The sequence below is a fragment of the Arthrobacter nitrophenolicus genome, assembly GCF_045833485.1.
Classification (GTDB): domain Bacteria; phylum Actinomycetota; class Actinomycetes; order Actinomycetales; family Micrococcaceae; genus Arthrobacter; species Arthrobacter nitrophenolicus.
In genome coordinates this window covers 3,721,590-3,748,462 of the sequence record NZ_CP174504.1, presented here as the reverse complement: position 1 = coordinate 3,748,462, position 26,873 = coordinate 3,721,590, and the positions used below count along the sequence as shown (strand labels likewise).

Below are 26,873 nucleotides of genomic sequence, written 5' to 3'. Positions count from 1 at the left end.
CCTGCGCGCCCATCCCGGCGGTCAGCGCGGGGTGCGGTGCTAGGGAACCCGGTGGAGCCATTCCTCAGTACCGAACTTCATGGCCACGCGTTCACGGGCCAGGGACAGTTCACTCTCGGTGAGGGCTGAGGTTGTGGCCCCGTACCGCCCGGTAAAAACCTCCGCCATGGCCTCGATGATCGCCGTCCGGGCCAGGCCGGTCTGCCGGCGGAGCGGGTCCACGCGCTTCTTGGCGCTGCGGGTCCCCTTGTCCGAGAGCTTCTCCTTGCCGATCCGGAGGACCTCCACCATCTTGTCCGCGTCGATGTCGTAGCTCATGGTGACGTGGTGCAGCATGCCGCCGTTGGCGAGCCGTTTCTGTGCAGCGCCGCCGATCTTCCCCTGGTCCGTGGCGATGTCGTTGAGCGGCACGTAGAAGGCCGTGATGCCAAGCTTCTCCAGGGCTGCCATCACCCAGGCGTCCAGGAAGGGGTAGGAATCGGCGAAGCTGAGCCCGTCAACGAGGGTCTGCGGCAGGTACAGCGAGTAGGTGATGCAGTTGCCGGCCTCCATGAACATCGCTCCCCCGCCGCTGATCCGGCGGACCACGCTGATGCCGTGCTTTGCCACGCCGGCGGGGTCCACCTCATTCCGGACGGACTGGAAGCTGCCGATGACCACGGACGGTTCCTGCCAGTCCCAGAACCGCAGGGTGGGGTTGCGCCGGCCGGCACCGACTTCTTCGGTCAGGACCTCGTCCAGTGCCACGTTGATTTCGGTGGGCAGGACCGCGGGCGGGATGACGTTCCAGTGGTGGTCGGTCCACGAGGTTGCCTTGGCCAGTGCCCGGCGCACCGTGACGGCCACGGCGTCGGCGGAGAAGCCGAACAGGCCGGCGTGCGCCGGAAGCGCTGCCGTGATAGCCGCCGCTAGGTCGGCGGCGGGCGTGGATTCGGGCAGGCCGGTCAGTGCCCGGTTGATGTCCAGGAGGGCCTCGTCCGGTTCGAGGAAGAAGTCGCCGCTGATGGAGACGTCCGCCAGGTGCCCGTCGGTCACGGACAGGTCCGCCACCACCAGTTTCCCGCCCGGGACCTTGTACTCGCCGTGCAGGCGGTTGCTGGACTCATTGTGCGGCAGGAGGTGGTGGCTCATGTCGTCCATCCTGCCGCAAATGGGTCCACGGTGTTAAAGCAGGAAGGCCCGCACCGTTGCCGGTGCGGGCCTTCCGATGAAGCTTGGAGGAAGAATTACTTCTTGCCGCCGAAGCCCTTGAAGCGAGCGTTGAAGCGCTCGACGCGGCCTGCAGAGTCCATGATGCGCTGCTTGCCCGTGTAGAACGGGTGGGACTCGGAGGAGATTTCGACGTCGATGACCGGGTAGGTGTTGCCGTCTTCCCACTCGATGGTCTTCGAGGAAGACACGGTGGACTTGGTCAGGAACTTGACGCCGGAAGCCAGGTCGTTGAAAACAACAGCTTCGTACTTCGGGTGGATATCAGACTTCATAATGGGACCTTTGTTCACGCAGCTGGATTTTGCCAGCTGCCAGGTATGAATGGGATGGGATGTTCTGCTGCGCCGAAGCGGAATCAGCAGGACAACCAGCTATCAATCATAGCGGACACCGGTGGTGCTGACGAACCGGCTAGGCCCGTGCCCGCAGCTCCCAGAACGCCACGGCCGACGCCGCCGCCACATTGAGCGAGTCCACGCCGTTCCGCATGGGGATCTTCACGGCGAGGTCGACGGCGGCAAGCGTCTCCGCGCTCATGCCGGCGCCTTCGGTGCCGAGCACCAGGGCGAGTTTGTCGGGGTTCCGTGCCGCGACGACGTCCACATCCTGCGCGTCCGCCGTGAGCTCCAGGGCTGCCACCTCGAAGCCGTGGTCCTTGAGGACCTGGAGATCCTGCGGCCAGCTATCCAGCCGGGCCCAGGGAACCTGGAACACCGTTCCCATGCTGACCCGGACACTCCGGCGGTAGAGCGGGTCTCCGCACCGCGGCGAGACCAGGACGGCGTCGATGTCCAGGGCGGCGGCGGACCGGAAGATGGCGCCCACGTTGGTGTGGTCCACGATATCCTCCAGCACGGCCACCCGCCGGGCGCCGGCCAGGAGTTCAGGCAGCGGGACGGGGGCCGGACGGTGCATGGCTGCCATGGCGCCCCGGTGCAGGTGGAACCCGGTGATTTCCTCGAGCAGCGCCGCCTTGCCGATGAAGGCCGGGACGTCGGGATGCTCGTCAAGGACGTCCCGCAGGTCTTCGAGCCATTTCTCGGCCAGGAAGAACGACCGGGGCTGGTGGCCGGCTGCGAGGGCACGGCGGAGCACTCGGGAGGATTCGGCGATGTACATGCCCTCCGCCGGCTCGCGGAGCTTGCGCAGGTGGACGTCGGTGAGCCGGGTGTAGTCGGACACGCGCGGATCGTCCGCGGACTCAAGATAGTGGATTGTCACCGGGCGATTATTTCAGCAGATTGGCGGTCATGAATCCCAGGGCCACCAGCCCCAGCACGAAGATCACGGCACGCAGCACCGTCGGCGAGAGCCGGCGGCCCACCTTGGCGCCCAGCAGGCCGCCGATGCTCGAACTGACCGCGATGAGCAGTACCACCAGCCAGTTGATCCGGTCGAAGGCGAACAGCAGGTAGGATACGGCAGCCACCAGGTTCACGCCAAGCACCAGGATGTTCTTCATGGCGTTGGCGTTCTGCATGGTGCCGGTCAGGAAGACTCCCAGGATCCCGACCAGCAGGATCCCCTGTGCTGCCACGAAGTAGCCCCCGTAGACGCCGGCGAGGTAGACCAGCACCACCAGGAGCACGCCGTGCCGCTTGTCGCGCACCGCGTGTTCGGGGTTTTCCTCGCGGTTCCGGACCCACGCCTGGAGCCTGGGCTGGAAGACCACCATGAGCAGCGCCACCACCAGCAGCACAGGTGCCACATAGTGGAAGACTTCCTCCGGCAGGTGCAGGAGGAGCCAGGCACCGGAGATGCCGCCCAGGAGCGACGCCGGGAGCAGGCGCAGCAGCTGGCGGCCGCGGCCCTTGAGTTCCCGCCGGTATCCGAAGGCCCCCGCGGCACCGCCGGCCACCAGCCCCATGGCGTTGCTCATGGAGGCGACCACCGGTGTGATGCCCAGGGCAATGAGCACCGGGAACGTCACCAGCGTGCCGGAGCCCACCACCGCGTTGATGGTGCCGGCCCAGAGGCCGGCGATGGACACAAGGATGCTGCTGAGCAGGTCCATCGTGTTGCTTGCCGCTTAGCGGCGCGCGGTGGCGGTGTAACGGCCGGCGCTCTCCGTGACATCGAGGTCAAGGCCGAACGTGGTGCTGAGGTGCTCGTCGGTGAGGACTTCGGTGATCGGGCCTGCGGCGACCACGCCGCCGTCGCGCAGGAGCATGGCATGCGTGAATCCGGGCGGGACTTCCTCCAGGTGGTGGGTCACCAGGACCATCGCCGGAGCCGCCTCGTCGCTGGCGAGTTCGCCGAGCTTGTGCACCAGCTCCTCGCGGCCGCCGAGGTCCAGGCCTGCGGCAGGCTCGTCGAGCAGCAGCAGTTCCGGGTCCGTCATGAGGGCGCGGGCAATCTGGACGCGCTTGCGTTCGCCTTCGGACAGGGTGGCGAAGGTCCGGTTCAGCAGCGGGCCCATCCCCCACTCGTTCAGCAGGCGGAAGGCGCGGCGTTCGTCGTTGCGCTCGTAGCCTTCCCGCCAGCGCCCGGTGACTCCGTAAGCTGCCGTCACCACAACGTTGAGGACATTCTCGTGTTCGGGGATCTGGGTGGCGAGGGCTGCCGAGGAGAGGCCGATGCGGGGGCGGAGCTCGAACACGTCGGTGCGGCCCAGGGTCTCGTCCAGGATGCCGGCGGTGCCGCTGCTGGGGTGGAGCCGAGCGGCTGCGATCTGCAGGAGGGTGGTCTTGCCTGCACCGTTGGGGCCCAGGATGACCCAACGTTCTCCTTCATTGACTTCCCAGTCAATCTTGTCCAGCAGGGTTTTCTTACCTCGGACAACACTGACGGAAGACAATTCCAGAACATCACTCATAGGAGTAGACACTAGGACATAAAAGAGGCCGACTGATAACCGGTGGCCGGGCACCGAAACACGGCCTCCACCGGCGGGATTGCGCAGATGCGGGGCCATGCGCAATGAATTCAAAGGACCCGGCGGCGGCTCGATAAGATTGCAGGCATGACTTCGAACGTGACTGCGGTCAGCTATGGCCAAAATATGACTCCAAACGGGCTGGAGCAGCTGCGTTCCGTCCTGGCCGCCGCCGGCGCCCAGGTGCTGCGGGAAGACTCCCTGGGTGACGAACGTTACCGCGTTCAGGTGGCGGAACTCGCCCTTCCGGACGCCACCGCCGCCGGCCTCGCCGCCCTCCGCCGGGCCGTGGCCGAAGCCGGCATCGACGGCCAGGACACCGCCCTTGTTCCCGGCAGCCTCCGGTCGGCCCCGCGCAAGCTCCTGATCATGGATGTGGATTCCACCCTGATCCAGCAGGAGGTCATCGAACTCCTCGCGGCCTATGCGGGCAAGTTCGAAGAGGTGGCCGCCGTCACCGAAGCCGCCATGCGGGGCGAGCTGGACTTCACCCAAAGCCTGCACGCCCGGGTGGCGGTCCTGGCGGGGCTGCCGGCCGACGTCGTCCATTCCGTCCGGCAGGAAGTGAAGCTCAGCGAAGGGGCCGCCGAGCTCGTGGCCGCGTTCAAGGCGGCAGGCCATGTGGTGGCCGTGGTGTCAGGCGGCTTCAACCAGATCCTGCAGCCGATCGCCGAGGAACTGGGCCTGGACTACTGGCAGGCGAACGAGCTGGAAATCGTCGACGGCGTGCTGACCGGCAAGGTCCTGGGCGCAGTGGTGGACCGGGCTGCCAAGGAGAAGTACCTGCGCGAATGGGCGGCCGCCGAGGGCATCGCGCTGGAACACACGGTGGCCGTGGGCGACGGCGCCAACGACCTGGACATGCTGGGGGCGGCCGGAATCGGCGTCGCTTTCAACGCCAAGCCCGCCGTCCGGGCAGTGGCGGACGCCGCTGTCAACATGCCCTACCTGGACGCCGTCCGATACGTCGCCGGCGTCTGAACGTCTTCGAATAAGCCAAGAAGAAGGAGTCCGGTGCACGCACCGGACTCCTTCTTCTTGGCAGGTTGGGCTACTGCTGCGCGCCCTTGCCGAAGTAGTCTGCGCCGCCGGCGTATTCGGTGTGGCCGGATTCGACGTCGGCGGTCGCCATTCCTGCCACCACCTGTGCAAACTCCTCCACGGAGTACAGCTTGCCGGCCTCTGCGCGGCGGGCCTCAATGGCGCCGGGCGTGGAGCGGTCCAGCAGCGTGGCGGTGACGGTGCCCTCAATCATGTCGCCGGACACTACCACCAGGGAGATCCCCTTCTCGGCCAGGCTGGGGATGAGCTCGCGCAGGGCGTCCTCGCCGGCACGCTTGCTGCGGGCCACGGGCTCGTAGGCGGGCATGGTGGGGACGGTGTTGATGAAGTGCGCCTGGTGGCTAGTCACAAAGACCACGCGGGAGCCTTCCTTCATCAGCGGCACCGCGGCGTTGAGCATGTTCAGCTGGGCGTCGCGGTTCAGCTTAAGCGCGTAGTCCTCGCCCATGCCGGTTTCCATGCCGCCGGAGGCGTTGAGGACCAGGATGTCCAGGGAACCGAAGTTCTCCATCGCCGCGGAGGCCAGGGCCTGGACGCCTTCCTGGGTGGTGAGGTCCGCACCCACGGCCACGGCACGGCCGCCGTCGGCCTCAATCCCCTGGACCACCTTGTTGGCGCGGGGCGCCTTCTGGCGGTAGTTCACGACGACGGCGGCGCCCTCGCCGGCAAGGATCTTGGCTACGTCAGCGCCGATGCCGCGCGATGATCCGGTGACGATGGCGGTCTTGTTGTCCAGCAGTCCCATAGGGGCTCCTTTTGTTCGATACGTCTAAATCCATGAAGGCCTGCTGTCCATCATGCCAGCGGCCGGTGCCGATTCCGTTGTCCGGGTCCCACAAAGAAGCCCCGCGGGGCTAGTTTGGCGGAAGGGGTCAGTGGCCCATGCCCAGGCCACCGTCTACAGGGATGACCGCGCCGGAGATGTAGGCGGCCTCGTCGCTGGAGATCCAGCGGACCACGTTGGCCACCTCGGACGCCTCGGCGAACCGGCCCGCCGGGATGCTGGCCAGGTAGTCCTTCTGGGTGGCTTCGGGGAGCTCGGCGGTCATGTCCGTGTTGATGAAGCCGGGGGCCACCACGTTGGCGGTGATGCCGCGGGACCCGAGCTCGCGGGTCAGGGAGCGGGCGATGCCCACCAGGCCGGCCTTGGAGGCGGAGTAGTTGATCTGGCCGGGGGCGCCGTAGAGGCCGGAGACGGACGAGATGAGGACAACACGGCCCTTGCGGAGGCGGATCATGCCCTTGGAGGCCCGCTTGATAACGCGGAAAGCACCGGTGAGGTTGGTGTCGATGACGGACGTGAAGTCGTCCTCGCTCATGCGCAGCAGCAGCGTGTCCTTGGTGATCCCGGCGTTGGCAACCAGGACCTCAACGGGGCCGTGGGCGGCTTCGACCTCCTTGAAGGCTGCGTCCACGGATGCCTCGTCGGTGACGTCCGCCTTGACGCCGAGGATTCCGTCCGGCAGCTGTGATTCGCTGCGGTAGGTCACGGCCACCTTGTCCCCGTTGGCCAGGAATGCCTCGGCGATGGCCAGGCCGATGCCGCGGTTGCCGCCGGTGATGAGGACGCTGCGGGGGGCGGAAACTGCTTCAGTCATTAAGACGCTCCGGAATTCTGCGGCACGCTGCCGCGGTAGCAAGGGTGGGATGGGCTGCCTGACGATCTTATCGCCAGCTCCGGCACGGGTTTGGGTGGCACTGCCGATGGTGAGAGAATTGATGCAAGCCTTTGGAGCGTGATAAACCACCGTGACCCTTGAAAACCATGCGGGACAGACCGCGGCCGGAGAACCCGGGCGGTTCTCCGGTGACTCGGAGGTCCACAGCATTACGGATGCCGCGGGTGCGCACTCCGAGGACATGCGCAAACGCATGATCCAGTACGCCCTGGCGATGGGCATCCGCATGGTGTGCCTGATCCTGATCTTTGTGGTGGACGGCTGGTTCAAGATCGTCATGGTTGCCGGCGCCGTGTTCCTGCCGTGGATCGCGGTGGTCATCGCGAACGGGAACGACAAAGCCGAGGCGCACAGCGATTCGCTGCTGGACTCCGCTCCCCTGGCCGAAATAGAAAGCCCGCTGCAGCCCGCCCGCGACGACGGTCCCGGCAGTGAGGTGCTGCAGGGTGAGTTGATCGACGACGACGGGACCGATCCCGGGGAGGAGCGGCAGGCATCATGAGCATCTTCGACTTTGCTGCAGGGACCGATCCTGCACTGGCCGAACCAGGGGCAGTCTGCTCCCGCAAGGCCTGCCGGTCCGGCGCCTCCTGGCAGCTCCTCTGGAACAACCCCAAGATCCATGCCCCCGAGCGGCGCAAGATCTGGCTGGCCTGCGGTGAGCACCGGGACTGGCTGGAGGACTACCTGCAGACGCGCGGGCTGTGGAAGGAAACGCTCCCGCTCGACGCCGGCTCCCCGGACAGCGCCCCGGAGCAGGACAGCTGAATGTACCGTTTCCTGTTCTCCAGCAAGTGGCTGGGCTATCTCCTGCTGGCCGCGATCTTTGCCACCGCCTGTGTGTTCCTCGGCCGCTGGCAGATGGACCGCCGGGCGGAGACGCTCGCCGAGATCAACCGCGTGGTGACCAACTACTCCGCAGCGCCCATTCCCTTTGACCAGGCACGCGACCAGTTCAGCCGCCTGGATCCGGCCAAGGAGTGGACCCAGGTGGAGCTGAAGGGCACCTATGACGTGGCAGGCCAGCGCATTGTGCGGAACCGTCCGCTGAACGGGCAGCCCGGCTACGAGGTTGTGGTCCCGTTCCGGCTGGAGTCCGGCGAAACAGTGGTGGTGGACCGCGGCTGGCTCCCCATCGGCAACAAGAACCCGGGCAGCCCGGACTCGGTGCCGGCGCCGCCCGCCGGTGACGTCACCGCCGTCGTGCGTTTGAAGCATCCGGAACCCGAACTGCAGCGCGGGGCACCGGAAGGCCAGCTGGCATCCATCGACCTTGCCGCCTATTCCAAGGAACTCGGCTATCCCCTGCTGACCGGCGCGTACGGACAGCTCGCGTCCGAGACGCCGCCGGCAGCGGACATGCCGGCCGCCTTCCCGAAGCCGTCCACCGAGGAGGGCACGCACCTGTCCTACTCGCTGCAGTGGTTCGCCTTCGGCATCCTGATGTTCGTGGGCTTCGGCTACGCCGCCCGGCAGCAGGCGCGCAACGCGGCCATCGACGCCGAGGATGACGCCCTGGATGACGGAACCGTCCATTCCGCCGCGTCAGCCCGCCGTCGGCCGTCCCCGCCGCGGAAGCGGAAGAAGGCGACGTCCGAGGAAGAGGAAGACGCGCTCCTGGACGCGCAGGGGTACTGACCCATGGCCGACAACGGCAGTGCCGGCCCCGTCGCCTTGGTGAAGTCCGCGCTGGTGGCAGCCGGCGTCGGGGATACCGTGCGCAGCTTCCCGGCCGGGGTGCCCACCGCGATCGCGGCGGCCGAAGCGCTGGGCTGCGACGTCGCGGCGATCACCAACAGCCTGGTCTTTGACCTGAACGGCGAACCGCTGCTCATCCTGGCCAGCGGGGCGGCAAGGGTGGACACAACCCTGGTGGCGGGGCACCTCGGCGAGGGAAGGATCCGCCGCGCCTCACCGGACTTTGTGCTGAAGCATACGGGCCAGGCGGTGGGCGGCGTGTCGCCGGTGGGCCACCCACGGAAGATCCGGACGCTCCTGGACGAGTCACTCAGAGGCCAGGAGCTCCTCTGGGCCGGCGCAGGTGACCACACCACGATGTTCAGCATCACCTACGGCCAGCTCCGCGAGATCACCGGAGCCCGGGAGCTCCGGGTCCGTTAGGCGCTAGGGCGCTAGGCGCTAGGCCAGCGTGATCAGGTCCAGGTAGTCCTCGTTCCACAGGTCCTCGACGCCGTCCGGCAGCAGCACCACACGCTCCGGGTTGAGGGCTTCCACAGCACCTTCGTCGTGGCTGACCAGGACGACGGCGCCCGTGTAGTTCCGCAGTGCGCCGAGGATTTCGGCGCGGCTGGCGGGGTCCAGGTTGTTGGTGGGCTCGTCGAGGAGGAGTACGTTGGCGCTGGAGGCCACGATGGTGGCCAGGGCCAGGCGCGTCTTCTCACCGCCGGAGAGCACGCCGGCGGGCTTGTCCACGTCGTCCCCGGAGAACAGGAACGAGCCCAGGATGCCGCGGACCTCGGCGTCCTTCATGTCCGGTGCGGCCGAGCGCATGTTCTCCAGGACCGTGCGGTCGTGGTCCAGGGTCTCGTGTTCCTGGGCGTAGTAGCCCACCTTGAGGCCGTGGCCGGGAACGATGTCCCCGGTGTCGGGCTGGTCCACGCCGGCGAGCATCCGCAGCAGCGTGGTCTTGCCGGCGCCGTTGAGGCCCAGGATGACCACCTTGGACCCGCGGTCAATGGCGAGGTCAACGTCGGTGAAGATTTCCAGCGATCCGTAGGACTTGCTGAGCCCTTCGGCCGTGAGCGGGGTCTTGCCGCACGGCGAGGGATCCGGGAACCGGAGCGCTGCCACGCGGTCATGCTCGCGGACCGCCTCCAGGCCGCTGAGGAGCCGCTCGGCACGCTTGGCCATGTTCTGCGCGGCCACGGCCTTGGTGGCCTTGGCACGCATCTTGTTGGCCTGGTCCATCAGGACCTGGGCCTTCTTTTCGGCGTTGGCGCGTTCGCGCTTGCGGGCGCGCTCGTCCGTTTCGCGCTGCTGCAGGTAGCGCTTCCAGCCCATGTTGTAGAAATCGATCTGGGCGCGGTTGGCGTCCAGGTGGTACACCTTGTTGACCGTGGCCTCGAGCAGTTCGACGTCGTGGCTGATCACGATCAGGCCGCCCTGGTGGTTCTTGAGGAAGTCGCGGAGCCAGGAGATGGAGTCCGCATCCAGGTGGTTCGTGGGCTCGTCGAGGAGCATGGTTTCGGCACCGGAGTACAGGATCCGGGCCAGTTCCACGCGGCGCCGCTGGCCGCCGGAGAGGGTCTTCAGCGGCTGGTTCAGAATCCGCTCGGGCAGCGCGAGGTTGGAGGAAATGGCCGCCGCTTCCGCTTCCGCGGCGTAGCCGCCGCCGGAAAGGAACTCGGCCTCCAGCCGGTCATAGCGTGCCATGGCTTTGCGCTGGACCTCCGCGTCCTCGCTCGCCATGTCGGCCTGCGCCTTTTTGAGCTTGCCGACGACGACGTCCAGGCCGCGTGCGGACAGGATGCGGTCCCGCGCGAGCTGCTCCATGTCCGGGGTCCGCGGGTCCTGCGGCAGGTAGCCGATCTCGCCGCTGCGGGTGACCTTGCCGGCGGCCGGCAGGCCCTCCCCCGCCAGGACGCGGGTCAGGGTTGTCTTCCCGGCGCCGTTACGGCCCACCAGGCCGATTTTGTCGCCCTTGTCGATGCGGAAGCTCACCTGGTCCATGAGGAGCCGGGCGCCGGCGCGCAGTTCGAGGTCCTGGACGGTAATCACAGCAGGTAAGGCCTTTCACAACAGGGAACGCCCCAGCCTCGGGAGGATCAGGAGGACGCGGGGCAGAATGGCCGGAGAACGGCCCGTACAAGTCTACCGCCCGGTTCAACCCGTTGGGGACCTTGCCTTAGTTGGCTGTCCCTTCGGTGTTTTGCCGGGCACTGGCTCACAGTGTTGCCGCAATGTCCTCGACTGCCTGCGTGAGTGCGGTCATCGACGCCGGGCCGCCGTGCCCTTCGTCCTCGACGATGACGAGCCGGCTTGTTGCCCATTGGCGGTGCAGCCGCCAGGCGGTCACGACGGGGCCGCTGATGTCCCGCCGGCCGTGGATCAGATGGCCGGGATGCCGTTGAGCCGGTGCGCGCGGGCCAGGATCTCCTGGATCTCTGCCGGGCTGGTTGTCGTCACCGCCACCAGGGCGATGCCGAGGACGCGTCCGGGGTGCTCCAGCGCGTATGCAAGGGCCAGCGTGCTGCCCTAGGATGCGCCGGTGACAATACACTGTTCGATGCCGAGGTGCTTTCGGACCGCCTCGATGTCCTGAACCAGTGTCTGGGTGGTGTTGTCGTGCAGATGGTCAAGGTCTTCATAAGCTGCCGGAGTGCTGCGGCCGCAGCCGCGCTGGTCCAGTCCTACCGTGAGGAAGCGGCGCGGGTCGTGGCGTTTCCGGTAACCGCCCTGGCCGAGTGAAGAACCTGGCCCGCCGTGCAGGTACAGGACAGGAAAACCATCAGGATTTCCCGTGGCTTCCCAGTAGATCCGGGCGTGGGGCACGTCCACCCAGCCGCTGTCTGTCTGCATCGTTCAGCCCTGTTCCCGTCGTTCCGTCTGCCCCACACTGGGGAGATGAAGCTGTCATTCCGCCCAGCCCTGCCGGCGGGATTGCGTTCCGTCTTGGTTGCCACAGTACTGGGCGGCACCGTGATGGGGTCCGCGGGTGCCTGCGGGCCCTTCACCACCGGCGAGCCTCCATGTTTCCCGCCGTCCTACACTGTTTCTCCCGACAGCGTGCAGCCGGGAGACACGGTGACCGTCTCCGCACCCGCAGCGAACTGTAATCCGCGGTATGGAACTGATGCCCGGATCCAGGTAATTGTCACCGATGCCAAGGGCGCAGAGGTCGTCAATACAACGGCTCCGATGAGCGACGCCGGAGAGTTCACTTATGCTTTCACGGTTCCTGCAGACATGCCCGTTGGCAAGGCGACGGTGACCGCCATGCCCTACGCGATCGACTGGTGCGACGACACCGGAAAGAACAACAGGGCGGGAGGGGCTACGGATCTCATACGTGCCTCCTGCGTCATGCCCGTGGAAACTCTGACGATCACGCCCTAACTGGTCCATATTCCGCGTTTCCCACTCGGCTGCCTTCTATGCTTCTCAAATGGGGAAAAGCATAATGCGGGAGGGCTCGGGGAAGCACAGGCCAATCTACGTTGAAATTGGTATTCGGGCCTCAATGGACCGGGTGTAACCATCAAAGCCGCGGTGCGCAAGCACGACGTTACCGTTACCGCGACACTGCAAACTTTAACGATGTTCCAGCGAATCGGCCTCATAAGCGGTGTGACCTCTTTCGGATTGCCTGGCGGCAATGATGCCATCTCGGGTCGCCGCCCGGATGACTCCATAGAGAACGTAAAAGAATATGGCCGCAAATACGACCGTCAGAATAATGTCCATCGTTACCCCCAATGGTTTAGCCGTCCAGCTTGAACTTTGCCAGCCTACTTCAGCCGTACAGCTCGCGATCTCGCTAACGTCGCGAGTGGAACCGTCTGCGGGACGGCCAGCAGGGGGTGCTGGTGTCCCGTAATCAGTTCCGTTGTCGTGTGATGCTTACTTCGCCGCTGCCTGCGTTCGCTCGGAGGCAATCAGCGATTCGCTCGGCTTCCTTCTGAGTAGCGGTTTCGAGCAGTTTGATGCTGAGATGCGTTGAGGGCAAGTTTGCAGATTGAATGGCCTCCTCGATTAGTGGGTCTTCCAGGCAGTGTTCGATCGAGGCATCATTCTCCCTGGGGCCGAGAACGGACACGTGCCAGCGGCCCGGCGGCGCAGAGCTGGTGGTTGCCTCGTTTGGTGTCTTACCACAGGCCACGAGGGCAAGAGGCAACAGGGCGAGAGCCATCAAATGACGCGTTCGGCTTTTCACGTGCGGGTCCTTCCCCCAATCCCGAATAAGCCCAGAGCATACGCCTCAACCGGACGAAGGATGCTCCGAGGCCTCTGGTCGTGCAAGAATCGCGGCATGGATGAGGATGAGCGACATGCGAGGGACGAATTAGCAACCCTTGAGGCTCTTTTGCAGGCAATGGATCGGCGCGATGAGATGTTCCGGGTGGTTGACGATTCCGAGACAGTGGACGAAGCAATCCGTCGTGTGGGTCAGCTGTTGGGCATCGGGGCCGTGAGCAGCCGGGCGGTCATCGACCTGCAGGTGAGAAGATTCACCGGAGGCCAGCGTCGGGCCATGGCTTCCCGTGCAGGAGAACTCAGATCAATGTTGCTTGATGCGCGCTAAGCGTTCGGTGAACGAAGGTCGGCTGGGAACCTATAACGCGACGCGCGACCAGCATCTTGCCGGTAAGTCACCAGCATCAATATTTTGGGTTCGCTCAGGTTTCTGACGTCACCATTTCCAGTACGTGCGCATAATTTTGCATGAGCGTAGGTATCCCCATGGTTAGTCGCCTTTCGGCCACGAAAACCACAGAGACAGCTGTGGTCCGGTTTACCTGGACGCATGGGCTGTCTTCTTCTATCCAGTGCGCCCCGGGAATAGTGTGCGTGAGTACGTCACCGTAGAACATGCCAATGGCACGGACGAGCTTTGCCAGTGCGGCCCGGTCGGGGTGGCCGTCCATAAGTTCGTCGACGGCGGCGAGGCCTTCTTTGGAGCGGGGAAGTTCCTTCCCAACAGCGCGGAAGTGGGCCAGTAGCTCGTCGTAACCACCCACATTGGTCGGAGGAGTCGCTGGCACTGCAGACGCCGGTTTGTATTCGGCGTAGCGGCGAGGAAGTCCTTGCGGGAGTTGCTGGAGTGGTTCATCTGAGCGGCCAGTATCCGTCATCTCGAAAGACTAGCCGGGTGCCGGCTGGCTCGAACAGGCTTATCGGTTCCCGGAACCCGCCAAGGACGCCGGAAAACGAAAAATAAGCGGGACTGTCGGCAGACGATCCTTTACCGTGCGCTTACCTGCAACTGGTCATATCGGTTTCATTGCGGAACAGCTGGACCCATGCTTTGTTTCCCGCTGCAGTTCTAGGCTGGCAACACAACAAATTCTGCTTGGGGGTAGTGTTGACGCCAACCGAAAATAGGGCCAATAACGCCAACTGAAAATGAGGCCACTGACCATTATGGAAGGTGATCACATTGGATGTTTGGGCGCAGATACGCCACCGATACGCGACGGAGAAGATCTCCAAGAGGGAGCTGGCTAAACAGCTCGGGGTTTCGCGGGGGACGGTGGACCGGGCGTTGGAGGCAGAGCGGCCACCGAAGTATGAGCGGAAACCGGCCGGTTCGAGCTTTGATGCTTACGCGCCACAGGTGCGGGCCTTGTTGGTGCAGACGCCGACGATGCCGGCCTCAGTACTGGCCGAACGCGTCGGCTGGACGGGCTCTGCATCCTTGTTCCGGGACAAGGTCCGTGGACTCCGGCCCGAATATATGCCGGCGGATCCGGTGGACCGGCTGGTCCATAAACCGGGCCAGGCGATGCAGTGCGATTTATGGTTCCCCCATGAGCCGCTACCCCTGGGGCACGGGCAGGAGGGCAAGCCTCCGGTGCTGGTGATGACGAGCGCGTTCTCCGGATATATCCAGGCCAGGATGCTGCCGACCCGCACGACCTTTGATCTGCTTGGCGGGATGTGGTCGCTGCTGCAGGAGGCCGGCGCGGTCCCGAAGCAGCTGGTCTGGGACAACGAATCAGGGATCGGCCAGGGCCGGCTGACCGAGCCGGCGGCGGCGTTCGCGGGCGTCCTGGGCTGCGAGATCCGGCAGTTGCCGCCACGGGATCCGGAATCCAAAGGAGTGGTGGAGCGGATGAACCGTTACTTCCGCCAAGGCTTCATGCCCGGACGGACGTTCGCGTCCCCGCTGGATTTCAACGATCAGCTCGCGGACTGGCTGCCACGCGCGAACGCGCGCTACTCCCGGACCCGTCATGGCCGTCCGATCGAGCTCTTCGTCCGGGACCGGGATGCGATGCGCCCGTTAACGCCAGTGGCGCCCGAGTTCGCCTTCCGCAGCAGCGTCCGGCTACCACGGGACTACTACGTGCGGGTCTTCTCCAACGACTATTCCGTGGACCCGGGCGCGATCGGGCGGATCGTGAACGTCGAAGCAGACCTGGAAAAAGTCACCGTGAGCGCAGACGGCCGGCTACTGGCCAGCCATGAGCGGCGGTGGGCCAGGCACCAGATCTTCACCGACCCCGGCCACGTAGACAAGGCCGCCTCCCTCCGACGGATCCACCGCAGCGTCAAGGCCGGACGGTCCACGGTAGTGGAGGAACGTGACCTGTCGATCTATGACGAACTGTTCGGCGTCGCCATCCCCGACGATGCCCGCGAGCTCTCCGGGGCAGCACGGTGAACGCTGCAGTGAAGGACATCGAGTACTACGCCCGCGCACTGCGCGCCCCGCGGATCGCCGACGGCTACCGTACCCTCGGCGACCGGGCCCGGGAGGCAGGCTGGTCACACGAGGAATACCTCGCCGCTGTCCTCTCCCGCGAGGTTGCCGAACGCGAAGCCTCCGGGGCCGCCCTGCGGATCAGGGCCGCGAGGTTCCCCGGACACAAGCTGCTGGAGGAGTTCAACTTCGACCACCAGCCCGCCGCGGACCGGAACCTCGTCGCGCACCTGGGAACTGGGGTCTTCCTGGAGGAAGCCAAGAACGTGGTCCTTCTGGGCCCGCCCGGCACCGGGAAAACCCACCTGGCCGTCGGGATCGGGATCCGGGCCGCACACGCCGGGCATCGCGTCCTGTTCGACACCGCGACCGGGTGGGTATCGAGACTGGCCGAAGCCCACGACCGCGGACGCCTGCCCCAGGAACTGGCCAAGCTGCGCCGTTACAAGCTGCTCATCGTTGACGAAGTCGGCTACATTCCCTTCGACCAGGACTCGGCCAACCTGTTCTTCCAGTTAGTCTCATCCCGCTACGAACACGCCTCCCTGGTGCTTACCAGCAACCTCGCCTTCAGCAGGTGGGGCGAGGTCTTCAGCGACGCGACAGTGGCCTCGGCGATGATCGACCGGATCGTTCACCACGCAGAAGTCCTGAACCTCACCGGTAGCAGCTACCGGCTCCGGAACAAGACAAGAACCCAGCTTCAGGCACAATAGAACAGCAACCCGTGGCCCTGTTTTCAATCGGCAAAACTGGCCCTATTTTCGGTTGGCGTTAACAGGTAGAAATAAATGAAACGTGGACGTTTGGTAGAAGCTGCCGTAGCAACCTTTATGGTTGCGATCCCACTCACGGGGTGCGCGCCCCAAGACCAACCGCAAAGCGAAAACTTACGCACATTCAGTTCTATCGATGAGGCATACACTGCCGTCGATGGCATCCTGGGCTGTGAATCTGATCCTGCTGGCGAACCGATAGTTCCTATCGGCGATGGTGTTCCGCTCACGGCAGCACAGAAACTGTGCTTTGAGAATGTCCAGTTAGACCTTTACCCGGATCAAAACGCCCTAAGGGAAAGCTACCAGCTCTTGTCTAACACCAATCAGGGCAAGATCCATCTCGTATACGGCAAGAATTGGATGGTCGTCGACTTCAGCCGCAAGGCAGGCGGGCAACCCTCAACGTGGAACACCGAACGACTGGCCAAGGAACTGAACGGCGAATACGCCAGTGTCGGCACATAGCGGGAACCGCGCGCAACGCTTTTCGGGGCGTCCGCTTGAGGTTCCTTGGAGATCTGATCGACGGCGTAGGCTCGCACTATGAAGCCTCGGGGAGTAATTCTGCTGGCTGTAACCGCGGGTACCGCCGTGCTGGGATCCGCCCTCGTGGTCGGTAGCATGGCAGGCGCAGACCGAGCATGTCCAGCAATGGGCTGGGCGTTTGCGGGTGACGTAGAACTATCCTTCTCCACCCCGCCGGAATCGGTGTTAGCTTGTTTCGGCGAGGGCTGCATTCCTGAGCAGGTGACGAAAAACGCGGAAGGTAAATGGCTAGTGCCGCAATCCCCGCCCTACCTGATTCCGCCGGTCAGCGTCACCTCGATATACGTGGTCGCCAGCACTACCTCTGGAAATCGCCTAACGAGTGCCCTGCCAATAGAAACGGAGTCCACAGGCGAATACCCCTTTGGACGCGAGTGTGGTGGACCTTTCAGATTCAAGCCAGTACAAGTGGTCCTCGGCTAATACTCATCGTCCGGAGAGGGTTCCCAACCGACCAACCGTCCGCGGGACGCTTCCCATGGTTCCGAGGAGAAACCAGGACGAGCAGTGTAATTGCGACTTAGGGCCATCGGAGCGTGGCGATCATCCAAAGAAATCTAATGGCGCTTCCGCAACTGCCCACTGCATGTTTTCAATCGTGACCTGTTCGATAACGAGCAAGCGTTTAACGGTGAAGATCCGGCCTGCTTGGATATCGGCAGCTATGTCTTGTTGCAAGCGAACGGGATCATAGAAGCTCACGCTTATCAGCGAGCCGTCGATGCGCACTGCGGCATCCAGGTAGCCTTTGGCCTCGAATTCCCAGGCGTAATCACCGAAACCAGGCGGTAGGACGAGTTCTCTGTTCACTGGCGGGTCACCTCTTATTGTGAAGCTCGTTTAGTCGTTTCGGAGCTTTCTCGACTCGGCATTTGTGGCTCAAGATAGCATTCGGAGCAAGCCTGACTGCCTGTCGTACATTGTTTTGTGCCCCGAGCGTCTAGTGGTGGTTGTCTTGAATGGAACCTTGAAGTTGTCCCGTTAGCGGCTCCACGAGGAACCCTCAACGGGGCACGTTCTGGCAACACGAAGCCAAATCCAACCGGATCCCTGGCCGAGTGATTACCTAGCCAGCATGAAGAATGAATTTGTTCGTTATCAGGCAAGCGTTCCCAACGACCGCGGTTCTTACCCGGGCATTTTCGCTCTAGCCAACGGCTTGGCTAAGGATGGCAAGCTCAGCTCCCAAGACTGGGCTTCCTGGCGCAGTGCGAACGATCACTATGACACCGCATACACAGACCCAACGACGATAGACAGATCGATTTACGATCGCACGATCAACCCTAGAGCGCAGTCTTGGTTCAAGTGCAGTGCCATGCACCTGTTGACTGGAGTGGAGTTCTACACGGAGCTTCTCACCCGGTACGGGGTGGGCTGGCAGGTCCTCTACTCCCACGATCCAGGAAACGTTCTTTATGAGGACGACGTCCAAATTGTTGTCGCCCCTTATTAGGAAACGCCTTAGATCGCGGTAGTTAACCCTCTGTGGGACGGTCCGGTTCAAGCCCAATTCAGATTCAGCGCGGTGAATTGGGTATGTCGTGCTTTTGGCCGTGTTCCTATGGCTCGGATCCGGTGACGAAGCCAAAACTCACGGCACCGTCATTGGAAGTGCTCATTTGCTGTACTTCCTGCAGCAGGGCTCGCGTGGGCGTCACTAGTCTCGTGGCCACGCCGGTGTCGCGATCTACAACCAGAGAGCCGAAGATTCCGTTGTCTTCGCGGTGACGGAGTATCAGGATCGTCTCCCGTTTGTGCTGCTCGACAGCGACTGGATGGTATTCGTCACGCTGTCGGCCCCAGATCGGCAGCGACAGTGTGTCAATGGCCATTAGTTTCTGCCCACTGGCGGCCAGTTAAAGTGCCCGCCGGTGGCCGTTAAAACTGCCCGGTGATGGCCAACAGATCTGCCCACTGAGGGTTACGGCGGGGGTTGGCCATCCGGGTCGTCTTAGTTCAGTTGGGTGACTCCTTTTCCGGCGAGGGCTTGGGTGAGGCGGATGGAGTCGCCGCTTGTCTGGCAGACGTGGGCGTGGTGCAGGAGCCGGTCAACGGTGGCGGTGGCCAGGGTTTTCGGCATGAGCTCGTCGAACCCGGCCGGGTGCAGGTTCGAGGAGATCGCGACAGAGCGTTTTTCGTAGGCGGCATCCACGACACGGTAGAGGCCTTCGGCGGCGTCGGTGGCCACGGGCAGGAGCCCGATGTCATCGATCACGACGAGTTCGGCGCGGAGTATCCGGGTGACGGCTTTGGTGACGCTGTCGTCGGTGCGGTGGGCGCGGATCAGGGCGCCGAGGTCCTCGAGTCTGAACCAGGCCACGCGCATGCCGGCTTCGACGGCCTGCTGTCCGAGGGCTTCGAGGAAGAACGTTTTCCCGGTGCCTGAGGGCCCGCAGACGACCAGGTTCTCCCTGCGGGTGATCCATTCCAGTGTCCGGAGTGCTTGTTGGGTTGGTGCCGGGATCGACGAGGCAGCGGGGTCCCAGGCGTCGAAGGTTTTCCCGGTCGGGAAGCCTGCCGCCTTGCGGCGGGTGGCGAGCATGGACCGTGCCCGGCCGGCTGTTTCTTCGGTGAACAGGGCCTTGATGACTTCTGCCGGTTCCCAGCGCTGGGCTCGCGCGGTCGCGATGAGTTCCGGGGCCAGTGCCCGGGCGTGGGGCATTTTCAGCTGCCGCATCAGTGCTTCGAGGTCTGCGGGCAGGGGCGGGGCGGCGGTGGTGACGGGGCTCATCGGTTCTGCTCCTTCGACGTGGTGGAGGGTCCGGCGCCGAGGCCGGCCCAGGCGCTGGTGCCTTGGGTCAGTGACCGGGTTTCGTTCGCGGCGTGGGTGGTGGTGCGGCGGATGTTGGCGTTCAGGATTGAGGGCAGGTCACCGTGGGCGAAGCGGCCGTGCAGGGCGGCGTCGCCCAGCGCCCGGTCGACCGCTTCGGTGCCGGCGATTTTGGCCAGGGTCACGGCCTCAGCCATTTTCACGTTCATCCTGCCCGTTCCTGCCGCGGCGGCCTCGATGAGCCAGGTTCTGGCGCCCTCACCGATGGCGAGGAACTCGGCCTCCCCGGCGGTGCGTGCCTTCACGGCGTAGTCGCCCGGGATCCGGGTCCTGGTTCCGGGGAAGTGCTCCTCGATGACCGCGGGGCTGCCGGGCCTGGCCCGGTGGTGGCGGGCGACCTCGACCGGACCGGCGGGGCCGTGGTGGACGATGATGACCTGTTCATCGGGCCCGGTGCCGTGGGAGCGGACGAATACCCGGGCCCCGAGCAGATGCGCCGGGACGGAGTACTGGGCGTTCTCGAAGGTCACCATCGGGGTGTTCTCCGGGACGGTCCGGGCCAGCCCGAACGCGATCGTGTGGGCTGTGTCGGGGATCCGGTGCAGCCGGGGCTGTTCCTCAGCCAGAACGGTAGCCGGTCTGCGGCGGGTGGCCCGGTGTTCGCGGTGGTTGACCTCGTCCATGAAGGCCTGGCAGGCGGCCTCGAGCTCGACGAAGGAGGCATACTCGGGTCGGAGGTTGGTTTCTGTCGGGACGATGTCGGCCTTAGCCAGCTTCACCGATGCTTCGACGCCGCCTTTCGTGGCGGGGTCCGCCGGCTGGCAGGTCAGCACGGTGACCCCGTAGTGGCGGGCGAAGTCCAGGGTCTGCTGGTTCCGCACCGGGACCCCGGCGACGTGAGCGGTGGTCACGGTCTTCTCGTTATCGGTCAGGACGTAGGTCGGTGCCCCGTCCAGGATCCGGAAGCACCGGTCCAGAGCTGCGAAGACGCTCGGCGCGGTCCGGTCCCGCAGCGGGATGACGATCCGGAACCTCGAGAACGCCAGCCAGGCCACGAACAGGATGGTCTTCACCCCACCGATCCGCGGCCCGTCGCCGAAGTCGTACTGCAGCCACTATGCAGAACCCGGAATTATGCGGAAAGTACCCCGACAGCGGATGGGAACCGGCACCATAACGCTGGTCTGGCCCGGATAGCTTTCTGCATAATCGCGGGCGGCTCATGCTTGTTTTCTCGATACGGGAAGGTGAGCAAGATGACGAAGTATTTTCCGGGGCCGATGACGGGCCCCTTGGCGCCGTATGTGGCTGGCTACCGGGAGTTATTGGCTGGGCGTAGGTATGCGATGTCAACGGCGCAGCAGTTGGGTTCGCTGGTGGGGCGGTTGAGCCGTTGGATGGATGCGCGCGGACTGGATACCGGGGCCCTGACGGATGAGGTGCTGCAGCGGTTCGTTGACGAGCTGGCTGAGGAAGCAAACTGGATGCGTCCGACACCGGCGTCGTTTGTTGGGTTGATGCAGTACTTGCGCCGCTTGGGCGTGATCCCGGTTCCTGAGCCGCCACCGGACCGGACGAGTCCGGAACTGATCATTCTGAGGCGGTTTGAGCGCTACCTCCTGAATGAGCGGGGACTCGCGGCCAAAACAGTGCGGAACTATCTTCGGGCAGCCAGTGCATTGATGGACTGGCTGTCGGCTCGTTCCCGTTCCCTGGAGACCATGGGCGGGGCGGAGGTCATTCTCTTCACCACCGGTTTTTACGGTGCGCAATCGGTCGGAAGCGTCAAATATACGATCACGGGGTTGCGGTCCTTTCTGGGCTGGGCGTTCATGGAAGGTCTGTCTGACCGGGCGTTGGCTGGCGCGGTGCCGTCCGTGGCCAGCCACGACAGCAACATTCCGCAAGGCCTGAGCATGCCGGAAGTGGATGCGCTGCTGGCCTCGTGCGGCCGGGACACTGCGACGGGGCGGCGTGACTACGCGATTCTGGTCCTGGCGGTCCGGCTGGGGCTGCGTGCCAATGAAGTCGCCTCCCTGACGCTCACGGATCTCAATTGGCGCACCGGGGACATCGTCCTTCGGGGCAAGGGGCGCTGTGAAGAGAAGCTCCCGCTGCCTCAGGATGTTGGATCAGCCTTGGCGGAATACCTGCGACAAGGTCGGCCCGAGGGTGCCGGCGATGCGCTGTTTCTCAGGGTTCACGCACCCGTGGGAGGGCTGGCATCTGCCGGGGTTTCCGAAGTGATCCTGGCCGCGAGCAGGCGTGCCGGGCTTGAGGGAATCCATGCCCACCGGCTCAGGCACACCGCGGCAACTCAACTGCTGCGTGCCGGTGCTTCCTTGGCCGAGGTCGGCCAAGTGCTGCGCCACCGCAGCCCTGCCACCACGGCCCAGTACGCAAAAGTCGACGACAAGTCGCTGCGTGCGCTGGCGCTGCCTTGGCCTGGGAGCCAGCCATGACCATGCCCCAGAACGACGTAGCGTTGATGGCCGAGCAGTATCTGCACATGCGCCGGAGCATGGGCTACAAGCTGAAGCAGCAGGGGCAACTGCTACTGGATTTCATCAAGTACTTTCAGCGCTCCGGCGACACCCATCTCACCAGCTCGCGGGTGCTGGAATGGGCAACACTGCCAGCAGGCGCCGACCCGGTGTGGTGCTACGCGCGCCTGGGCGCGGTGCGTCCCTTCGCCCAATACTTGCAGGCTTTCGACCCCCTCACGCAGGTCCCTGAACAGTCGCTGCTGCACGATGGGTACCACCGGCCGGCGCCTTACATCTTTTCCGATGACGAGTTGGACCGGGTGCTGGCGGCCGCAGACCGCCTCACCCCCAGCTTCCGTGCCCGAACCTACCGAACCTATATTTCATTGGTTGCCGTGACAGGCATGCGGCGCAGCGAAGCCACCAACCTGGACTGTTCCGACGTCGACTGGGGCCAAAGGCTTTTGACGATCCGGGAAGCAAAATACCGGAAAGCGCGGCAGCTGCCGCTACATCCGAGCACGGTGGCCGCCCTGAAGGAATACTCGGGCATCCGGGACACCGCCTATCCGCATCCCAAGGATCCCGCCGTGTTCCTTTCCACCCGTGGCACGCGCCTGATCGCGGACAACGCCAGCCAGGTCTTTGCCCGGCTGGCCCGGGAAGCAGGAGTGATTCGGCCCGGTTTTCGTCACCAGCCCCATCTACATGACCTGAGACATGGTTTTGCCGTGAAAACTCTTCAGGCCTGGTACCGCACGGGCGTGGACGTCGGGCCGCTGCTGCCGGTGCTCTCGACCTACCTCGGGCACCAGAACCCGGAAGCGACGTACTGGTATCTGAGCGGGACACCGGAATTGATGTCCCTGGTATCGGAACGGCTCGGCTCCTATCTGGCGGAGAAATCATGACAGCCCTGGCACCGATCCTGGAGTCTTTCTTCTTCCGCCGGCTCATGGGGCAGCGCCGGGCAAGCCAGAACACGGTGGCCTCATACCGCGACGCGTTCCGGCTGCTCCTGCACTACGCCAAGGAGGAAACCGGCAAGGCACCTCAAAGCCTGAAGCTTGAAGACCTCGATGCCACTTTCATTGGCAGCTACCTTGCCTGGCTAGAAAGAAGCAGAGGGGCCAGCATCCACACCAGAAACGCCCGGCTGGCGGCTATCCGGGCGCTGTTTCGGTACGCGTCCTACGACTTTCCAGAACATGCTGAACTCATCCAACGCGTGCTGGCGATCCCGGCAAAACGCTCCGACACGGCCATCGTGACCTACCTGACGGAAGAGGAATCCACCGCCCTGATCAACGCGCCGGATGCCTCAACATGGCGGGGGCGACGGGACCGGACGCTTTTGCTCGTAGCCATCGTCACTGGCCTGCGGGTCAGCGAAATTGTCAACATAACCGCAGCCGATGTGCACCTGGAATCCGGCGCCTACCTTTCCTGCCGGGGCAAGGGCCGCAAGGAACGGATCACCCCGCTGGGCAAGGACGCCGGTGCACGCCTCAAGGCGTGGCTTGCAGAGCAAAAACCACAACGACTGGCCCCACTCTTTCCCGGTCCCTCGGGCCAGAAACTGACGCGGGATGCGGTGGCAAAAATCGTTGCCCGGCACGTCAAGACGGCAACGAAAGACTGCCCATCCTTGGCTTTGAAGACGATTTCCCCGCACACGCTACGCCACACCTGCGCCATGCGGCTCCTGCAGGCCGGGATCGATATTGCCACCATTGCCCTCTGGCTTGGCCATGAAAACATCCGCACCACCCAGATCTATCTCCACGCCGACCTGACGCTCAAACAACGGGCGCTTGACAGGACGGCCCCACCAGGATCCCGCCCCGGCCGCTACCACCCACCCGACGAACTGCTGGCCTTCCTGGAAGGCCTGTAATTATGCAGAAAGCTACCCGGGCCAGATCGCCGTGATGGTGCCGGTTCCCAGCCGCTGTCGGGGTACTTTCCGCATAATTCCGGGTTCTGCATAGTGGCTGTTATGAAGAATTCTTCATAACAGCCACATCCCCGGCTCGGTAATCCACGGCCGGTGCACACGCACATGGCCAAGCCGCCAAGCGGCCTTGACCTGCGCGATCGCCCGGCGCGTGGACCGCTCCGACCCCACATAACCAAGGGCCATCAGCTTCTCGTGGGCCTTATCGGCCCGGATCCGGCCCTTGGACGCCTCGACCCATTCCTCGATCTTGGGCAGGTAAGCATCCGTGACCCGGGGTCGGGGAACAGGTTCGGCGATCGGCCGGCCGGCGTCCCGCGCCGCGACGTGCCTGGCAACGGTGTGATGGGAGCAGCCCGTGAGCTCGGCCGTGGCGCGCAACGATCCGGTCAGATCGTAGGCAGCAAGAATTTCCATGATTTCTCCGTCATGCTTCATACAGGGCCTCTTCCTGGGACGACATTTGGTGCGACTAGACACCGTCATCAAATCCCGGGGAGAGGCCCCCACCGCTTAAGACGCGGCAGGTTCAGTTGAGGAAGTGGGCAGATCTCATGGCCACCGGTGGGCAGTTTTACTGGCCGTCAGTGGGCATTTTCGTGGCCGCCTATGGGCAGTTTTTCATGGCCGCTAACAACAGTGGAAATGCGAGCTGCACTTGCTCTGCGAAGGAGCCCGGTATTCGGTCAAGACTTAAATGTCTGGCTTCTTCCCCATCGTGCAGTGTCAGAGTTTGGGGGTCAAAAGACTGTGTCCGCCCGGTTTTGAGACTAGCTGATGACCATCGCATAGCGTTCGGGTGGACGGTAATTGCGAACTGTTCGACGAGGCTACCGTGCTGGCATGTGGACTTGGCGTCGTACTGGTGTCCGTGGCCGCCACTTATTGCTAATCCGATGGCAATGGCTAGTTCCTCTGCAGCGTTGGACGTCATATCGGTATCCTCGCACGCGACCCAGAGGTAAGCGCGCGGACCCGACGGCTCACAACCCTAGCGTTTGAGCCAGGAAAGTTTCGAGGCATCGACCGATGAAAGGGAACCCTCAATGGAACACTCCCCATTGAGGGTGGCGTAGCTTCACCTTCTGCAGCACTCCTGTGGAGCCCAGCCGGAGTCTATATTGAATGGCATGGAGCCCCACGGAGCCAAGCGGAAAAAGGGTCGTGTGAGCAAATGGGCCACCACGCCCGAGGGCTGGATGGGCGCCGAGTCTCAACAGCTTTCACCGTTGACGCTCCTGCTAGTTCTCATAGGCCCAGGCTTCCTCGCATTTGGCCTTATTCAGGCCTTTTTCGGAACCTTGGCAGGTCTCGTTGCTTTCCTAAGCCTAGAACTGGCTGTGCTTGCGATGGTCCGGCGTGATTACGCCCGAAAAAAGGCGGAAGAAGCCCCCAAAGCTGACACTCCAAGCAAGGGGCCCCCTGATCGGGAAGGTCCTCATGATTAGCGGGCAACTAGGTTTAGCACTCATGTTGATAGGCCTAGTGATGACTTTCCCCATAACTATCTTCGAGTCGCGCTACCCGCGTCAGAAAGGCAAGTCGTGGGGTTCGCGGCGGATCGCGCTAATGACCCTAGGCTTCACAGGGGTCTTGCTGTCCCTCTTTGCAAGCGCAGCAATGTTTTTGACCGCCAGATCCGGGGGATACGACCCCTGATCGACATGCGGCCGGCTCCGGGGCCGTCCCGCGGCTGGCCCTGACCTGGTGAGCTGGCATGTCGCCGCGTGGTAAGAATTTTTACTTGGCTGCCGAAGCCAAAAATGGGCATCATGGTGATGTTAGATGCGTTGACGAAGAGTCGAATTAGCAACCTTCACCGGCACGGCTACCACTAAAGGCCGTTTTACGGTCGTGCTTGTGCCACTGGAGTGACTATCACACTCCCTGTGGAGCGCTTTATACCCCACAGGAGCACAGACCCGTCTTCTTTCCGAACGGCTACGGTTTGTTTGACCGTCAACACCGGTCCGCTTGGGAATCGCGATCAGGACAATTCTTCTTCCTCTATCAGATACCGGTACGGGAACTGACCCCATGGGCATGCCTTTTGAATTTTGTCACCGCAGGTCTTCGAAGGTTTCCTCGCCTGGGCGCCAGACCATCCAAGATCCATCGGGGAAACCCTTCAGTTCGGCAATCTCGACATGGACCTCTTCTACCGCTGGATGGATTACTACCGTGCCGGTATCGAGTTCGATTCGAATCCCAGTTCCTGTTTCTTCGCTAGTGGACATCACGGTGCCTGGAGTCATTCGGCGCAACGCGTCACCGTAGCCTAGGTCCTGCTCATGCCAGAGGCGACCCGCCCGCTCTACGAGGGGCCAAACATAGCAGTTGAGGGTAACGGGGCAACCGGCATCAGGAGCTCCATCAAACCGCAACTGGACATAGCTGTTGAGCACGAACTCGACGGAATACATCCGGTCGCCCACCAAGCGCGAAAGCAGTTGATTCGGAAAGTACACCGTATTTCCCCCTGGCTAGCCCCTCTTGCTTGCTGTAACTATGACATGACGCCACACTTCGGGAAGCTCCAACGGGACGTGAACAACAGCCGGGCCGTGTGGGAAACCGCTGACTACAGCTCAGAACGCCTTCTCTGGCGAATCGTAAGGACAGCCCGGATGACCATGTACAGGCAAGTTGCCGTCATCAGCAAGTAGGCGTAAATCCGCCAGGAAACGTCGTCTGAAAACAACTCCATTAGTCCGAAAGCCCCCCACATCAAGGTTCCGATCCCCGCAAACACGAGCATTGCTCGGGGCGCTTCGAGCGGTTTCATGGCCTCTCCAGACTTGGTCCATTACCTATTTTCGCGGGCAGCAATTGGACGCGAGCGTCCGACGACTGGTCGTGGCGTCAGCGTAACAGCGACTAACCCACAGTGGGACTTCCCCGGCTGGTTCATCCTCTGCGCAGCGGTACCACTGTTACTCAGCCCGTATTGGTTAGCAGGTTAACGACTCCAAAAATTAGGAACCCCGCACCTACTGAAAGAAATATCAGACCGGAGACGTAGCCGTATCGGAGCCGTCGTCGATAGGCTTCCTCATAATTGATGTTCTCGTTCACCGCCGAAGAGAGTTTGGCTCCCATATGTGAAAGCCGTGAGCGGCCC

At 63.5% G+C, this 26,873-nt stretch carries 30 protein-coding genes and 2 pseudogenes; 15 read left to right on the top strand and 17 right to left on the bottom strand.

Features of this window, described 5'->3' with window-relative positions:
• Window positions 1-39: 39 nt before the first annotated feature.
• The 5 genes from ACJJV6_RS17295 to ACJJV6_RS17275 form a co-directional block, all read right to left on the bottom strand.
• On the bottom strand, window positions 40-1,131 hold the full coding sequence (locus ACJJV6_RS17295) for a biotin/lipoate A/B protein ligase family protein (protein ID WP_009358284.1): 1,092 nt from the start codon (window positions 1,129-1,131) through the stop codon (window positions 40-42).
• 95 nt (window positions 1,132-1,226) lie between these two features.
• Window positions 1,227-1,484 (bottom strand): type B 50S ribosomal protein L31, encoded by a 258-nt coding sequence (locus ACJJV6_RS17290; RefSeq protein ID WP_009358283.1) that lies wholly within the window; start codon window positions 1,482-1,484, stop codon window positions 1,227-1,229.
• A gap of 139 nt (window positions 1,485-1,623) precedes the next feature.
• Complete coding sequence (locus ACJJV6_RS17285; RefSeq protein ID WP_354176893.1) at window positions 1,624-2,433, bottom strand: RNA methyltransferase; 810 nt, start codon at window positions 2,431-2,433, stop codon at window positions 1,624-1,626.
• Window positions 2,434-2,440: 7 nt separating this feature from the next.
• Window positions 2,441-3,226: a sulfite exporter TauE/SafE family protein gene (locus ACJJV6_RS17280; RefSeq protein WP_354176895.1), complete on the bottom strand. Its 786-nt coding sequence runs from the start codon at window positions 3,224-3,226 to the stop codon at window positions 2,441-2,443.
• A gap of 15 nt (window positions 3,227-3,241) precedes the next feature.
• Window positions 3,242-4,027: an ABC transporter ATP-binding protein gene (locus tag ACJJV6_RS17275; protein ID WP_009358279.1), complete on the bottom strand. Its 786-nt coding sequence runs from the start codon at window positions 4,025-4,027 to the stop codon at window positions 3,242-3,244.
• 147 nt (window positions 4,028-4,174) lie between these two features.
• Between ACJJV6_RS17275 and serB the strand changes: the two genes are divergently transcribed.
• Window positions 4,175-5,068 (top strand): phosphoserine phosphatase SerB, encoded by an 894-nt coding sequence (gene serB, locus ACJJV6_RS17270; RefSeq protein WP_354176897.1) that lies wholly within the window; start codon window positions 4,175-4,177, stop codon window positions 5,066-5,068.
• Between the two features lie 70 nt (window positions 5,069-5,138).
• On the opposite strand, the gene ACJJV6_RS17265 is transcribed toward serB, so the two are convergent.
• Both ACJJV6_RS17265 and ACJJV6_RS17260 read right to left on the bottom strand, forming a co-directional pair.
• Window positions 5,139-5,894 carry an SDR family oxidoreductase gene (locus ACJJV6_RS17265; protein WP_133347006.1) on the bottom strand — a complete coding sequence of 252 codons (756 nt, stop codon included), beginning with the start codon at window positions 5,892-5,894 and terminating at the stop codon, window positions 5,139-5,141.
• Window positions 5,895-6,021: 127 nt separating this feature from the next.
• The gene (locus tag ACJJV6_RS17260) at window positions 6,022-6,747 is read right to left on the bottom strand and encodes a beta-ketoacyl-ACP reductase (RefSeq protein WP_009358277.1); all 726 of its coding nucleotides are present in this window, start codon (window positions 6,745-6,747) and stop codon (window positions 6,022-6,024) included.
• Window positions 6,748-6,898: 151 nt separating this feature from the next.
• Between ACJJV6_RS17260 and ACJJV6_RS17255 the strand changes: the two genes are divergently transcribed.
• From ACJJV6_RS17255 to ACJJV6_RS17240, 4 genes are read left to right on the top strand one after another with little or no spacing between them, the layout of a single operon-like run.
• Window positions 6,899-7,330 carry a DUF3099 domain-containing protein gene (locus ACJJV6_RS17255; protein ID WP_009358276.1) on the top strand — a complete coding sequence of 144 codons (432 nt, stop codon included), beginning with the start codon at window positions 6,899-6,901 and terminating at the stop codon, window positions 7,328-7,330.
• Window positions 7,327-7,596: a hypothetical protein gene (locus ACJJV6_RS17250; protein WP_009358275.1), complete on the top strand. Its 270-nt coding sequence runs from the start codon at window positions 7,327-7,329 to the stop codon at window positions 7,594-7,596. The genes ACJJV6_RS17255 and ACJJV6_RS17250 overlap by 4 nt, the downstream gene beginning before the upstream one ends.
• Entirely contained in the window at window positions 7,597-8,466 is an 870-nt protein-coding gene (locus ACJJV6_RS17245) for an SURF1 family protein (RefSeq protein ID WP_009358274.1), read from the top strand.
• Between the two features lie 3 nt (window positions 8,467-8,469).
• Complete coding sequence (locus ACJJV6_RS17240; protein WP_009358273.1) at window positions 8,470-8,949, top strand: YbaK/EbsC family protein; 480 nt, start codon at window positions 8,470-8,472, stop codon at window positions 8,947-8,949.
• Window positions 8,950-8,967: 18 nt separating this feature from the next.
• Here ACJJV6_RS17240 and ACJJV6_RS17235 read toward each other — a convergent pair whose 3' ends face one another.
• From ACJJV6_RS17235 to ACJJV6_RS17225, 3 genes are all read right to left on the bottom strand, one after another.
• Window positions 8,968-10,566: an ABC-F family ATP-binding cassette domain-containing protein gene (locus ACJJV6_RS17235; protein WP_009358272.1), complete on the bottom strand. Its 1,599-nt coding sequence runs from the start codon at window positions 10,564-10,566 to the stop codon at window positions 8,968-8,970.
• Window positions 10,567-10,732: 166 nt separating this feature from the next.
• Window positions 10,733-10,864, bottom strand: coding sequence for a hypothetical protein (locus tag ACJJV6_RS17230; protein WP_009358271.1), 132 nt, complete (start codon window positions 10,862-10,864; stop codon window positions 10,733-10,735).
• 179 nt (window positions 10,865-11,043) lie between these two features.
• Entirely contained in the window at window positions 11,044-11,367 is a 324-nt protein-coding gene (locus ACJJV6_RS17225) for an alpha/beta fold hydrolase (RefSeq protein WP_009358270.1), read from the bottom strand.
• A 45-nt stretch (window positions 11,368-11,412) separates the two neighbouring features.
• Between ACJJV6_RS17225 and ACJJV6_RS17220 the strand changes: the two genes are divergently transcribed.
• From ACJJV6_RS17220 to ACJJV6_RS17210, 3 genes are all read left to right on the top strand, one after another.
• Window positions 11,413-11,904 carry a hypothetical protein gene (locus tag ACJJV6_RS17220; protein ID WP_354176902.1) on the top strand — a complete coding sequence of 164 codons (492 nt, stop codon included), beginning with the start codon at window positions 11,413-11,415 and terminating at the stop codon, window positions 11,902-11,904.
• A 153-nt stretch (window positions 11,905-12,057) separates the two neighbouring features.
• Window positions 12,058-12,285, top strand: coding sequence for a hypothetical protein (locus tag ACJJV6_RS17215; RefSeq protein ID WP_160166611.1), 228 nt, complete (start codon window positions 12,058-12,060; stop codon window positions 12,283-12,285).
• 532 nt (window positions 12,286-12,817) lie between these two features.
• On the top strand, window positions 12,818-13,090 hold the full coding sequence (locus ACJJV6_RS17210) for a DNA gyrase subunit A (protein WP_009358268.1): 273 nt from the start codon (window positions 12,818-12,820) through the stop codon (window positions 13,088-13,090).
• Between the two features lie 94 nt (window positions 13,091-13,184).
• On the opposite strand, the gene ACJJV6_RS17205 is transcribed toward ACJJV6_RS17210, so the two are convergent.
• Complete coding sequence (locus tag ACJJV6_RS17205; protein WP_152419579.1) at window positions 13,185-13,640, bottom strand: DUF6278 family protein; 456 nt, start codon at window positions 13,638-13,640, stop codon at window positions 13,185-13,187.
• 296 nt (window positions 13,641-13,936) lie between these two features.
• Here ACJJV6_RS17205 and istA point away from each other — a divergent pair, with 296 nt between their 5' ends.
• From istA to ACJJV6_RS17190, 3 genes are all read left to right on the top strand, one after another.
• Window positions 13,937-15,172: an IS21 family transposase gene (gene istA / locus ACJJV6_RS17200; RefSeq protein WP_009358267.1), complete on the top strand. Its 1,236-nt coding sequence runs from the start codon at window positions 13,937-13,939 to the stop codon at window positions 15,170-15,172.
• A complete protein-coding gene (gene istB / locus ACJJV6_RS17195; protein ID WP_009358266.1) occupies window positions 15,169-15,927 on the top strand; it encodes an IS21-like element helper ATPase IstB in 759 nt (252 codons plus the stop codon). The genes istA and istB (ACJJV6_RS17195) overlap by 4 nt, the downstream gene beginning before the upstream one ends.
• Before the next feature lie 75 nt (window positions 15,928-16,002).
• A complete protein-coding gene (locus ACJJV6_RS17190) occupies window positions 16,003-16,455 on the top strand; it encodes a hypothetical protein (protein WP_152419577.1) in 453 nt (150 codons plus the stop codon).
• Between the two features lie 624 nt (window positions 16,456-17,079).
• On the opposite strand, the gene ACJJV6_RS17185 is transcribed toward ACJJV6_RS17190, so the two are convergent.
• Window positions 17,080-17,346, bottom strand: a complete 267-nt coding sequence (locus ACJJV6_RS17185) for a hypothetical protein (RefSeq protein WP_009358265.1) — start codon at window positions 17,344-17,346, stop codon at window positions 17,080-17,082.
• A gap of 508 nt (window positions 17,347-17,854) precedes the next feature.
• Between ACJJV6_RS17185 and ACJJV6_RS17180 the strand changes: the two genes are divergently transcribed.
• Window positions 17,855-17,992 carry a hypothetical protein gene (locus ACJJV6_RS17180; RefSeq protein WP_354176907.1) on the top strand — a complete coding sequence of 46 codons (138 nt, stop codon included), beginning with the start codon at window positions 17,855-17,857 and terminating at the stop codon, window positions 17,990-17,992.
• Between the two features lie 106 nt (window positions 17,993-18,098).
• Here the strand turns inward: ACJJV6_RS17180 and ACJJV6_RS17175 are convergent, their stop codons facing one another.
• The 3 genes and pseudogenes from ACJJV6_RS17175 to ACJJV6_RS17165 form a co-directional block, all read right to left on the bottom strand.
• A complete protein-coding gene (locus ACJJV6_RS17175; protein WP_009358263.1) occupies window positions 18,099-18,371 on the bottom strand; it encodes a hypothetical protein in 273 nt (90 codons plus the stop codon).
• A 119-nt stretch (window positions 18,372-18,490) separates the two neighbouring features.
• On the bottom strand, window positions 18,491-19,270 hold the full coding sequence (istB, locus tag ACJJV6_RS17170; protein ID WP_354176909.1) for an IS21-like element helper ATPase IstB: 780 nt from the start codon (window positions 19,268-19,270) through the stop codon (window positions 18,491-18,493).
• Window positions 19,267-20,424 (bottom strand): annotated as a pseudogene (locus tag ACJJV6_RS17165) (DDE-type integrase/transposase/recombinase); the annotation flags it as partial. The pseudogene ACJJV6_RS17165 and the gene istB (ACJJV6_RS17170), both read right to left, overlap by 4 nt.
• A gap of 141 nt (window positions 20,425-20,565) precedes the next feature.
• Here ACJJV6_RS17165 and ACJJV6_RS17160 point away from each other — a divergent pair.
• The 3 genes from ACJJV6_RS17160 to ACJJV6_RS17150 are packed head-to-tail and all read left to right on the top strand — an operon-like array spanning window position 20,566 to window position 23,692.
• Window positions 20,566-21,771, top strand: coding sequence for a site-specific integrase (locus ACJJV6_RS17160; RefSeq protein ID WP_009358260.1), 1,206 nt, complete (start codon window positions 20,566-20,568; stop codon window positions 21,769-21,771).
• Window positions 21,768-22,706: a tyrosine-type recombinase/integrase gene (locus ACJJV6_RS17155; protein WP_009358259.1), complete on the top strand. Its 939-nt coding sequence runs from the start codon at window positions 21,768-21,770 to the stop codon at window positions 22,704-22,706. Before ACJJV6_RS17160 ends, ACJJV6_RS17155 begins: the two co-directional genes overlap by 4 nt.
• On the top strand, window positions 22,703-23,692 hold the full coding sequence (locus tag ACJJV6_RS17150; RefSeq protein ID WP_407709461.1) for a tyrosine-type recombinase/integrase: 990 nt from the start codon (window positions 22,703-22,705) through the stop codon (window positions 23,690-23,692). The genes ACJJV6_RS17155 and ACJJV6_RS17150 overlap by 4 nt, the downstream gene beginning before the upstream one ends.
• A 120-nt stretch (window positions 23,693-23,812) precedes the next feature.
• Here the strand turns inward: ACJJV6_RS17150 and ACJJV6_RS17145 are convergent.
• Window positions 23,813-24,190, bottom strand: a pseudogene (locus tag ACJJV6_RS17145) (IS21 family transposase); the annotation flags it as partial.
• 1,622 nt (window positions 24,191-25,812) lie between these two features.
• The gene (locus tag ACJJV6_RS17140; protein WP_009358254.1) at window positions 25,813-26,220 is read right to left on the bottom strand and encodes a hypothetical protein; all 408 of its coding nucleotides are present in this window, start codon (window positions 26,218-26,220) and stop codon (window positions 25,813-25,815) included.
• Window positions 26,221-26,873 lie beyond the last annotated feature (653 nt).